Genomic DNA, 11,319 nt, shown 5'->3' on the forward strand with positions numbered 1-11,319 from the left:
TTGCACCCACGCACCCTCATTTGCACCCACGACCTTGCATTTGCACCCATAGGTTGAAATTCTATCAAAATATGATTTCCTTTCCAAATAAGGAAGCATATTTTGATAGAAAAATGTGCTTCCTTTTTTATTGCCAAAAAGCGTTGATTTCAAAGGATTTTAGCTTTTAAAGGCATAAGTTAGCCAGCCCCGGAGCCGTTTCCGGGACGGGATTTTCTTGTTTTCGTCACCATGTGCGGACGGCTCTAAATGTAAAGGTTTGCTTTGTGGGTATATCGTTTGCTTTTTGAGTAAAGTATTCGAAGGCATACTAATCAAGAGGAGCCTTTATCTTCGAAAGTGCTTAATTGGAAGTATTTTTGCAATGCCACGCAAAGGATGCACACTACAGGAGAATGCAAGGAAAGATTAAGACTTGAAAATTTTGAAATTTAGGTTTATACTACGAGTTAGTCTAAGCTAACTCGTAGTTGCGATTTAAAGAATTTTGTACAGTAAGTATTAAGCAATACAATCATAAAATAAATGGAAGGAGATAAAATGAAAGTCTACAGTAAGTTATTTCGATATGTGCCGGATAGTAAGATAAGTGGATATCTTGCGATTATCATATCGGGAATATCAGCTTTTTTAATGGTATGTGGATACTACTTTATATATCAATTTTTCAAAGAAATAATAGTAAATAGCAATTTTGAAAACGCAAGTCTCAATTCCTGGCTAATTGTGATTTTTTTGACTTTAAGTGCTTTGCTATACATTCTATCAGGTCTTTTCTCTCATAAGCTGGCTTTTAGATTAGAGACAAATTTGAGAAAAAGAGGCATTGATGGCTTGACCGAGGCAAGCTTTCGGTTTTTTGATCTAAACCCGTCCGGCCTTATTAGAAAAACGATAGATGACAACGCCGCCAAAACACACATGGCTGTGGCACATATGTTGCCTGACAACTCACAGGCTTTTTTAGTACCGATTTTTGCTCTTATTTTATCATTTGTTATCAGTGTTCGTGTTGGCACGATTATATTAATACTATCTTTAGTAAGTGGCTTAATATTAAAAGGAATGATGGGAAATGGTGAATTTATGAAACTATATCAGTCATCCCTTGACAAATTAAGCTCCGAAACAGTCGAATATGTGCGAGGTATACAGGTCATTAAAATTTTCGGAAGCAAACTTAAATCATTTAAGGCTCTCAGCGAAGCGATTATGAATTATTCAAAATATGCCTACAATTATTCCATCTCTTGTAAAAATCCTTATGTTCTATACCAATTAATATTTTTAGGGCTTATTGCCATCATAGGAATCCCACTCAGTTTTTTCTTAACCGATCTGAGTGATCCTAAGACAATAGCAGTAGAGCTTATTATGATCTTTTTCTTAAGCGGTGTCATCATGGTCTCATTTATGAAAATCATGTGGGCTGCTCAAAATATTTTTAATGCAAATTATGCAATAGACAGTTTAGAAAAGTTATACGACACAATGCAAGAAGACAAGCTCTCATACGGCAAATTAGAGCATTTTGATAATTACAATATTGAATTTGAAGATGTAAGCTTTTCATATGGCGGAAATAAAGTTTTAGATAAATTTTCACTCTCTCTTGACGAGAATAGAATTTATGCTTTAGTTGGACATTCCGGCTCCGGAAAATCCACAATAGCAAAACTGCTATCAGGCTTTTACAAACTTGATAGCGGAGCGATTAAAATTGGTGGTCATTCTTTAGAAGAGTATACAAAAGAGTCTGTTATTAAAAATATTTCGTTTGTATTTCAGGACAGCAAACTGTTCAAAAAATCTATATATGAGAATGTGGCTTTAGCTGATGAAACGGCAAGCAAAGAGGAAGTTATGGAAGCAATGAATCTTGCAGGCTGTGATGAAATAATTTCAAAATTTAAAGAAAAAGAAAACACGATCATAGGCTCAAAGGGCGTTTATCTTTCGGGTGGAGAAAAACAAAGAATTGCGATTGCAAGAGCTATTTTGAAGAAGTCTCCTATAGTAATCATGGATGAGGCGAGCGCTTCTATTGACGCCGACAACGAATACAAGCTGCAAAAAGCCTTTAAAAATCTAATGAAGGATAAAACCGTCATTATGATTGCTCATAGAATGAGCAGCATCAAGAATGTAGATGAGATCATAGTCATAGAGAACGGCAAGGTGGCAGAAAAAGGAAATAACACATCACTTCTAAAAAAACAGGGCTTATACAGTAGATTGCTTAATTTATACGAAACAGCAAACGATTGGAGGGTGTCAAATGAAAAATTATTATAAAAAACGCTACTGTATATCCGAGCAGGGAGCAAAAAATTTAACAAAAGCAACCTGGTTTTGCTTTTTAACCTATCTTATAAATTTAGCTCCAATGTTTATATTGATTGCATTGTTTAATCAGCTCGTTTTAGGAAATGTAAGCAGCGTATGGCAGTATGTAAGTATGGCGGTACTTACTTTAGTATTCATGTATGTATTACTTTCTAAAGAATATACGAGCCTATTTAATGCCACGTACAAAGAATCAGCGGATTTGAGAAAAGATATTGCAGAAAATTTAGCCAATCTTCCAATTGCATATTTCTCAAAACATGACTTGTCAGACCTTTCTCAAACGATTATGTCTGACGTTCAAGAGATCGAACATGCGATAAGTCACTCTATCCCGAAAGTAGTAGGTATGTGGCTGTTTTTTCCTCTTATGGGGCTTGCGATGCTTATTGGGAATTGGAAATTAGGGCTTGCCGCTATTATCCCGACGCTTCTAAGTTTCCTTATTTTGCCACTCGCCAAGAAAAAAGAAGTGGCTTCTTACAGTAAATATTTCGATGTCTTAAGGGATAATTCGGCTGCTTTTCAGGAAACAATAGAACTGCAGCAAGAGATAAGCAGCTTCAATCAATCTGCAAAAGTGAAGGATTCTTTGTACAAAAAAATGGAAGAAAGCGAAAAAATTCACTTCAAAGTTGAATTTGGTTCAATGTCTGTTATGGGATTGTCTACGCTTTTTTCGTATATCAGCGTAGCGGTTGTTATAATGATTGGAATGTCTCTTTTTCTTCACGGTGAAATAACGATGCTGTATCTTGTCGCATACATCATTGGAGCAATAAAAGTAAAAGAACTTTTTGATATTTCAAAAGAAGGAACAATGGAGATGTTTTATATTGAGCCAGCTGTAAGAAGAATTAAGGAAATGAGAAGCACGGCTCTGCAAGAAGGCATAGACACCGATATTTTGAGCTATGATGTTAAGTTTAGAAATGTATCTTTTGCCTACGATGATGACACTAAGGTGCTCAAAAATATCAGTTTCATAGCAAAGCAAGGAGAAGTTACAGCACTTGCCGGAATATCAGGTTGCGGGAAAACAACTATCCTAAGACTAATCTCAAGGCTGTATGACTACGATGAAGGGAAAATCTTAGTTGGTGGCAAAGACATCAAAGGAATATCTACAGATTCATTATTTAAGGTTGTATCTATTGTTTTTCAAGATGTAACACTTTTTAATACGAGCATTTTAGAAAACATTCGCCTTGGAAAAGAAACCGCGACAGACGAAGAAGTAAAAAGAGCTGCAAAGCTTGCAAATTGCATAGATTTTATTGAAAAGCTTCCGGATGGATTTGATACAAAAATTGGTGAGAATGGAGCAGAATTGTCTGGTGGAGAAAGGCAGAGGCTATCCATTGCCAGAGCATTTTTGAAAGATGCTCCTATCTTGATATTAGATGAGATATCAGCAAGCCTTGATGTCGACAACGAAAAGAAAATACAAGAGAGCTTAAACAAGTTAATCAAAGATAAAACGGTAATCATTATATCTCATAGATTAAAATCAATCGAAAATGTGGACAAAATTATTGTGATTGATGACGGCTTGGTTGAAGATTCGGGAACACACAAGGAGCTGATAAACTCCTCCAAAACATATGCAAATCTTATAAATAAAACAAAACTGGCAGAAGAGTTTAGTTATTAGGATAAAGGAGCATTTATGGGATTTTTTCAAAACACAGCAAAACCTATCGGCTTTGGAGGAAAGTTGATGGTTAAACTTATGAATATTGGGCATGCCAAAGTAGCTGAATGGGGCTTTTCTCATGTCAATATTTCTTCTTCTGCAACTGTCCTTGACATAGGTTGCGGCGGCGGGGCAAATGTGGCAAGCTGGGTAAAGCGCTGTCCACAAGGCCATATAACAGGATTAGACTACTCTCCTGTAAGCGTAGATGCTTCACAAAATTACAATCAAAAAGCTATTGCAGAAAATCGCTGTCAAATTGTTGAGGGCGATGTTTCCTGTTTGACTTTTGCCGAAAATACCTTTGATGCAGTTTCCGCTTTCGAGACCGTGTATTTCTGGCCCGAGCTTGAAAACTGCTTTCAGGAAGTATTTCGCGTACTAAAGAATGGTGGCATATTCCTTATTGTCAATGAATCGGACGGAACCGATCCAAAGCAGGACAAGTGGATAAATATCATCGAAGGACTAAAAATTTATAAGGAGAGCGACTTGACAGAGAGGCTTCAAAAGGTCGGATTTTCTAATATAAGAGCATTTCACACAGACAAAAATTGGCTTGCCATCCTGTGTGAAAAAACTTTATAACATTTTTTAAACTGTAGGGGGGTGAGTCTTGCTTGAATGAACAAAAAATGAGCCAATGGGGAGTTGGCCCAATTTTTGTCGGAGTTCTTATTTCTACTACAGCATTGGGAATCTTACTGAGCTACACTAATCTTTTTTCTTTTGCTCAAATAGATAATGAGTATGTCCGCATAATCCTCTTCATTTTAGCTGTTCTTCTTATTATGGAGGGGGGTTTAGTCTGGGTTTTAGCCGTAATTAAATCTCGGGTTATCGATAAAATAAAAAATGGCAAGCTGGTGACTGACGGAATTTACGCATGGGTAATGCATCCTATTTATTCGGCATTTTTCCTTATTGTAATCGGAGCAATCTTAATTCGAGGAAACTGGATTTTATTTTTTCTTGTTCCTTTGTATTGGCTTTTCATGACATTTTTGATGAAAAATACGGAAGAAAAATGGCTGCTAGCAATCTTTGGTAAAGAGTACGAGGCTTATAAGGATAGAACAAACAGGTGCATTCCCTGGATTCCAAAGAGATAGGACGAAGGAGTGGGTTTTATGTATGTAATGCGAGCGATTTTAGACGGGATTGCGATAGCCGCAATCTTTAGCGGTTCGGTGGCAGCCGTAGTGCTTATTGATCCGAGATATTTTTTTGATTCTTATCCAAAGGCAATTCAGAAAGCCGCACACGAACAGATGACAAAAAAAGAGAAAAAAATAAATCACATTTTGACAATTATAATTTGCGGGATTTGCTTCATATATTCAACAGCAAGTATTTTACATACAGGCATTGCGGGCTTTTGGAATCTTTTTTTGATGGGATATATTCAGTGGAGCATATTAAACCTTGGAGATTTCTTTTTGCTGGATTGTCTGTTATTTCAGGGGAAATATAAGGATAAAATCGTCATTCCCGGCACAGAAGGACACCCTGACTATGAGTTCGGCAACTGGATGAAGCATTTGGCAATCATGGAACATTTTGTAGTCACACCATTTTTGATAATTCCGTTTGTTGCTGCGATCCAGGCTTTGATTACTGGGTTGATAGGAAGATAAGTTTTCGGGTTGTTTATCTAAATCATGGAAATGCTTCTATCAAAATGCAGAAAATGGGGCTTCACCCATACCCTTCGATTCGCACCCATATGCTGAAATTCTATCAATATATGATTTCCTTTCCATATAAGTAAAACCGTTGAAACTTCAACGGTTTTTTGTGTGGGAAGGATTTTGAAATTTTTGATATTTATAAGCTTTATCTGAGTATCAGCTTAGTAATTAGATGAGTATTAGCTGAGTATTATAATATATTTCTTGAAATGAATAATTACACTATTTATAATTAAATCGTTATGGGAATGAAGTTCTCCCGCGGATTTACCGAAACCGCTATGACATATAGCTGATGACTTCTAATTTTGCAATAACATATATAATTGTTAGATAAAATTGAAAGGAGAATCTATATGTTAATAAGGTGTTTGGCAGTAGGAATAGGGGGATTTTTTGGCTCAATATTGAGATATTTAATTACCAAAGTTGAAATTAATACACATAATAATTTCCCAATTAATACTTTAATGGCAAATGTTTTAGGTGCTATTATGATAGGGATTATAATAGCAGAGTCACAAAAAAATGGTATTAGTCAGAACAAACTATTGTTTTTAAAATTTGGACTTTGCGGGGGACTTACTACTTTTTCAACTTTTTCATATGAAATATTTGAGTATTTCGAAAATGGAAATGCACTAATAGGAATAGTTTATGCAATTATTTCTCTTATCTTATGCTTATTAGGGGTAATGATAGGAATAAAAATGGTTTAATTAGAATTTAGCAATATAAAAAAGAAAGAGATACTTATGACTGAGAGTTTTATTTCACTTATGGTAATAGCCCTTATTGCGGCACTTACACCGATTGTTGCAGCAATTATACCAAAGCAAATTATTCCGGAAACAGTTATACTCATCGCGTCAGGTGCAATTTTGGGACATAATGCACTAAGTGTAATTGATGCAAAAAGTGAGGCAATAATCTTCCTTTCAGACCTCGGCTGTGCCTTTTTATTCCTGCTTGCAGGATATGAGATTAACCCCAAGGCATTGACAGGAAGAGATGGAAGAAAGGGTTTTCTTACATGGATTTTCACATTTATAATAGGTCTTATTATAGCCTTTATAATGCCTAATATTGCAGAGGGCAGGCAGGGCTTAATTGCTACAGCACTTCTATTTACTACAACAGCCCTTGGAGCACTCATGCCTATACTAAAGGAAAGGGCGTTGACAGGAACTAGGGTTGGTGATCTGGTAATTGCATATGGAACATGGGGAGAGCTGGCTACTGTGCTTGCAATGGCAGTCCTTCTATCTACAAGAACCACATGGAAGACAGCTTTAATACTAGCTTTGATGCTCTTAATATGCCTTTGGATAGGAGCACTTGGTAATAGAGTCATGAGAGGAGCATCGATTTTTTATAATTTTCTTTCTAAAAAAGCTGATACCACATCGCAAATAATTCTAAGGATAACAATTCTAATACTCATCACCTTGGTTGCCTTTTCATCAATTTTCGATCTGGATATTGTCCTAGGTGCTTTTGCCGCAGGATTTGTATTAAGATATATAATACCTGATGATAATTACACACTTGAAGAAAAATTAAATGGTATAGCATATGGATTTTTAGTTCCAATATTTTTCGTAGTTTCAGGTTGTGGTATAAATTTGAAAGCAGTTTCAAAAAGACCAATGCTTCTCTTATTATTTATACTCATGCTATTTTTGATAAGAACAATACCTATTGTTATATCTCTCTCCCTAGATAAAAATCCGGATACTAGAATTAATATACACCACAGATTTTCAGTCGGATTTTATTGCACGACAGCCCTTCCGCTCATAGTTGCGATAACAACAATTGCTGTTAAGTATGAATTTATGAATACTGACATAGCCTCTGTTCTAATTGCTGCAGGAGCACTTAGCGTATTTATAATGCCTTTCCTAGGTTCAATTACATATAGGGTTGTAGACGCAGACCCAATCAATGCTGTTGTTGAGATTATTCATTCGCCAAAAGAGATAAATAAGATTATTAAATCACATATAGATAGAGAGCATGAACTTGCCAGAGAATATATGGATATTGCGGAAAATAGAATAAAAGAAAGGCTCGAATCCATTAAAAACCCTTATGAAAAGGCTAGAATGGAAGCTCTACTAAAAAAGCAGAGGAGAGAGAATAAAAGATTTGAAAAAAATCAGATAAGTGAGCGAAAAAAATTACTCGATAAACAAAGTGATGAGATTAAAGAAATATATTGTGATTTTCATGATGATGAATCAGTTTGCAAAATTGATATAGATGATAAAGATAAAAAAGATGCTCAAAATAAAAAAAGATAAAAAATAGGATTACAAATTTATGAATGATAGAATTTGGTACGGCGGAAAAAGGACCGTGGGCAAAAAATACCAGATAAATGAGGTGAAATTAGAAATTGGCACTGAGATGACAGAATTACCTAAAAAAATTTCTAGTTTATTATCTATACCTCAAGATGAAATAATTTGGTGGAGCGTGAAAAGGGAATCAATAGATGCCAGAGATAAAACTAATATAAAGATGGTATACTCGGTCGATTTTAATACAAAAAAAGATATTTCAAAAAAATTGATGAAAAAAAATAAATGCACATTTAGAAAGGAATATGATAAAACTTCGCCAAAATGTGGAAGTTCTAAGATAAAGGGTAGAGTTGTCATAGCTGGATTTGGTCCTTGTGGAATCTTTGCTGCCCTCGAACTTGCTAAAAGGGGATATAAACCTCTTGTTATTGAGCGTGGAAAGATGATGAACGCGAGGGTTAAAGATGTAGATGATTTTGTAAATAAACGAAGGATAAATAATAATTCAAACTACTTATTTGGCGAAGGTGGTGCAGGCACTTTTTCAGATGGCAAATTAACAACAGGTATAAAAGATCCAAATATAAGATATGTGCTTGAGACATTTGCAAAAGCCGGTGCAGGTGAAGAAATAATATACAAAAAGAAACCTCACATAGGCACCGATGTTTTAAGAGGAGTTATAACTAATATAAGAAAAGAAATTTTAAGCCTTGGAGGAGATATTCTATTTAATTCAAAACTGATAAATATGGAGATAAAATCCGGCGAGCTATCTTCCATATCAGTTCAAAGACTTGATAAAGAGGGAGAGATAATAGAAATTCCAACAAATGCTTTAATACTTGCAATTGGACATAGTGCAAGAGATACATATAAGATGTTAAATGATATAAAGATTGATATGGAACAAAAACCCTTGTCAATTGGAGTTAGGATGGAGCATCCTCAAGAACTCATAGATAGAGCAATGTATGGAGATGAGAAAAGATTGCCCCCTGCAGATTACAAGCTTTCATATAAGGCGAGCAATGGCAGAGGGGTTTATTCATTCTGTATGTGCCCTGGTGGCGAAGTGATCAACTGTACGACAGAAGATGGAGAAATATGTGTAAATGGAATGAGCAACAGGCTTAGAAATAGTGGTACTGCAAACAGCGGTATCCTAGCTGATGTCAGGACCAGCGATTTTGAAGGTGATGATGACTTGGCAGGGGTAAGATTTCAAGAAAGATATGAGAGGCTTGCATTTTTAAATGGCGGGAAAAATTTTAATCCTCCTTCATGCACTATGAGAGATTTTCTCAATGGAAGTGCAAAATCTGTTATATCATCCATGCCTTCATTTGCATATGAAGCGATAAGAGAGGCGGTGCCATATTTTGCAAAAAAAATTAAGGGGTATGATGACGAAAATGCCATTATCAAGGCAGTTGAAACAAGGAGCTCGGCACCTGTCAGAATATTAAGAGATGAAAAAGGAATGAGCACTAATGCTCGCGGAATATATCCGGCAGGAGAGGGCTCAGGATATGCTGGAGGAATTACCTCGGCAGCGTGTGACGGCATAAAGCAGGCGAATAGGATAATAGAGAGGTTTAGCAATGAAGAAATATGAGGATATTAGGATAAAAAATCTTATTATTAAAAATAGGCTGATATTACCACCTATGGCAAGCACGACAGGCTCACTGGAGCACAGGGTTACTGATGAAACAATTGCATATTATTCAAGGATAGCAAAGACGGGTCATCTTGGGTTAATCATAGTAGAGCACGCATTTGTATCTCCTGAGGGAGCAGCATCAAGACACCAATTATCTATAAGCAGAGATTCGGATATAGAAGGCTTAAAAGCCCTAGCAAGTGCAATTCATTCTTATGATATACCTGCTATATGTCAGATTAACCATGCAGGGGGAGCAATTAGGTCGGTTGATACGGGACATAGGAATATTGGACCATCAACTAATCTTGGACTCAAATATTTTGAGCCTGACATAAGCATGAACAATGAGGATATTGATAGGGTAATTTCAGACTTCGTAAGTGGAGCACTTAGAGCAAAAGAGGCAGGTTTTGATGCAGTAGAAATTCACAGTGCTCACGGATACCTGCTCAATCAGTTCTATTCACCTCTTTCAAATTTAAGAGATGATGATTACGGCGGAAGTATTGAAAATAGGCTAAGGATTCACTTTGAAATAATAAAAGGTATAAGGGAAAATTTGGGAGATGAATATCCAATTTTCATTAGACTTGGTGCATCTGACTATATGGAGAAAGGTAATACGATTTACGACGGAAAAGAGGCTTCAATCTTATTAGAAAAGGCAGGAGTAGACCTTATAGATGTATCTGGCGGGCTATGTTTTTATAGAAGACCTGGAAAAGAAGATGAGCAGGGTTATTTCAGTGACGCATCTCGTATTATTAAAAGAAATGTGTCAGTGCCTGTAATTTTAACAGGAGGAATTAGAGAAATATCTGTAGCTGAAAAATTGATAGATGATAGAGAGGCGGATTTGATTGGAATAGGAAGACCGATATTAAAGGATCAAGAATGGCTTGGCAAATTATTTTGATAATGGGTTGGTAAATTATTAAGATATTTATTTAAAATAAGGGGTGGTAAAAATGATTAAGAAGGTATGTATATTATTTGCAAGTCCTAGAAAAAATGGTAATACTAAGCAATTGGTAATTCCTTTTGTAGACGAGCTTGATAAAGCAGGTGTATCTTCTAGGCTACTTGACTTATATGATATGAAAATTGAGGGCTGCCATGCTTGCAGAACCTGTCAAAATATCTGGGATGGATTTGGCTGCCCAATAGATGATGATGTTCATATAATTTTTAATGAGATATTAGAATCGGACCTTTTCGTCCTTGCGACTCCAATTTATTCGTGGTTTTGCACCATGCCTATGAAGGGCGTCATCGATCGACTCGTATATGGAATGAATAAGTATTTTGGCGATGAGAGAGGCCCATCGCTTTGGAAGGGTAAAGAGCTTGCCATAATATCTACCTGTGGTTACAGGGTGGAGATTGGCATGGAGAATTTTGCTGACGCTATGAAAAAATATTGTAAGCATTCCGGTCTTAAATACAAGGGAAGCTTGGCTGAGCGTGATATGGGTTATAATGCTCGCTTTATGAATGAGGAAAAAGAAATTCATGCTAGAGATTTTGCTAGGGAGATGATTAAATAATTCTCATCAAATTCATATCAAATTTATATCTAAATAGTAATATGTGCTTGTGAAAGGAATT

At 36.0% G+C, this 11,319-nt stretch carries 10 protein-coding genes and 1 riboswitch; all 10 genes read left to right on the plus strand.

What is annotated here, in order from left to right:
• The first annotated feature begins 540 nt into the window (after positions 1-540).
• The 10 genes from BQ5371_RS01425 to BQ5371_RS01470 all read left to right on the plus strand — a co-directional run bounded on the left by BQ5371_RS01425 (position 541) and on the right by BQ5371_RS01470 (position 11,258).
• A complete protein-coding gene (locus BQ5371_RS01425; protein ID WP_071132171.1) occupies positions 541-2,295 on the plus strand; it encodes an ABC transporter ATP-binding protein in 1,755 nt (584 codons plus the stop codon).
• Complete coding sequence (locus tag BQ5371_RS01430) at positions 2,279-4,000, plus strand: ABC transporter ATP-binding protein (RefSeq protein ID WP_071132172.1); 1,722 nt, start codon at positions 2,279-2,281, stop codon at positions 3,998-4,000. The genes BQ5371_RS01425 and BQ5371_RS01430 overlap by 17 nt, the downstream gene beginning before the upstream one ends.
• A gap of 15 nt (positions 4,001-4,015) precedes the next feature.
• Entirely contained in the window at positions 4,016-4,630 is a 615-nt protein-coding gene (locus tag BQ5371_RS01435) for a class I SAM-dependent methyltransferase (protein WP_071132173.1), read from the plus strand.
• A gap of 32 nt (positions 4,631-4,662) precedes the next feature.
• Positions 4,663-5,154, plus strand: a complete 492-nt coding sequence (locus BQ5371_RS01440) for a methyltransferase family protein (protein WP_083377367.1) — start codon at positions 4,663-4,665, stop codon at positions 5,152-5,154.
• An 18-nt stretch (positions 5,155-5,172) separates the two neighbouring features.
• Positions 5,173-5,679: a hypothetical protein gene (locus BQ5371_RS01445; RefSeq protein WP_071132174.1), complete on the plus strand. Its 507-nt coding sequence runs from the start codon at positions 5,173-5,175 to the stop codon at positions 5,677-5,679.
• A gap of 289 nt (positions 5,680-5,968) precedes the next feature.
• Positions 5,969-6,045: riboswitch (Fluoride riboswitch) on the plus strand.
• 44 nt (positions 6,046-6,089) lie between these two features.
• Positions 6,090-6,452 (plus strand): fluoride efflux transporter CrcB, encoded by a 363-nt coding sequence (gene crcB / locus BQ5371_RS01450; RefSeq protein ID WP_071132175.1) that lies wholly within the window; start codon positions 6,090-6,092, stop codon positions 6,450-6,452.
• Positions 6,453-6,488: 36 nt separating this feature from the next.
• Complete coding sequence (locus BQ5371_RS01455; RefSeq protein ID WP_083377368.1) at positions 6,489-8,039, plus strand: cation:proton antiporter; 1,551 nt, start codon at positions 6,489-6,491, stop codon at positions 8,037-8,039.
• A 19-nt stretch (positions 8,040-8,058) separates the two neighbouring features.
• Complete coding sequence (locus BQ5371_RS01460; RefSeq protein WP_071132176.1) at positions 8,059-9,660, plus strand: NAD(P)/FAD-dependent oxidoreductase; 1,602 nt, start codon at positions 8,059-8,061, stop codon at positions 9,658-9,660.
• Positions 9,647-10,627, plus strand: coding sequence for an NADH:flavin oxidoreductase (locus BQ5371_RS01465; RefSeq protein WP_071132177.1), 981 nt, complete (start codon positions 9,647-9,649; stop codon positions 10,625-10,627). The genes BQ5371_RS01460 and BQ5371_RS01465 overlap by 14 nt, the downstream gene beginning before the upstream one ends.
• 52 nt (positions 10,628-10,679) lie before the next feature.
• On the plus strand, positions 10,680-11,258 hold the full coding sequence (locus BQ5371_RS01470; protein WP_071132178.1) for a flavodoxin family protein: 579 nt from the start codon (positions 10,680-10,682) through the stop codon (positions 11,256-11,258).
• Positions 11,259-11,319 lie beyond the last annotated feature (61 nt).

The sequence above is a fragment of the Alterileibacterium massiliense genome, from assembly GCF_900104645.1.
Classification (GTDB): domain Bacteria; phylum Bacillota; class Clostridia; order Peptostreptococcales; family Anaerovoracaceae; genus Alterileibacterium; species Alterileibacterium massiliense.

Excerpts from the sequence above, each read along its gene's own strand:
- BQ5371_RS01425 (WP_071132171.1), top strand. The coding sequence starts at position 541 with ATGAAAGTCTACAGTAAGTTATTTCGATATGTGCCGGATAGTAAGATA.
- BQ5371_RS01430 (WP_071132172.1), top strand. The coding sequence starts at position 2,279 with ATGAAAAATTATTATAAAAAACGCTACTGTATATCCGAGCAGGGAGCA.
- BQ5371_RS01435 (WP_071132173.1), top strand. The coding sequence starts at position 4,016 with ATGGGATTTTTTCAAAACACAGCAAAACCTATCGGCTTTGGAGGAAAG.
- BQ5371_RS01445 (WP_071132174.1), top strand. The coding sequence starts at position 5,173 with ATGTATGTAATGCGAGCGATTTTAGACGGGATTGCGATAGCCGCAATC.
- crcB (WP_071132175.1), top strand. The coding sequence starts at position 6,090 with ATGTTAATAAGGTGTTTGGCAGTAGGAATAGGGGGATTTTTTGGCTCA.
- BQ5371_RS01455 (WP_083377368.1), top strand. The coding sequence starts at position 6,489 with ATGACTGAGAGTTTTATTTCACTTATGGTAATAGCCCTTATTGCGGCA.
- BQ5371_RS01460 (WP_071132176.1), top strand. The coding sequence starts at position 8,059 with ATGAATGATAGAATTTGGTACGGCGGAAAAAGGACCGTGGGCAAAAAA.
- BQ5371_RS01465 (WP_071132177.1), top strand. The coding sequence starts at position 9,647 with ATGAAGAAATATGAGGATATTAGGATAAAAAATCTTATTATTAAAAAT.
- BQ5371_RS01470 (WP_071132178.1), top strand. The coding sequence starts at position 10,680 with ATGATTAAGAAGGTATGTATATTATTTGCAAGTCCTAGAAAAAATGGT.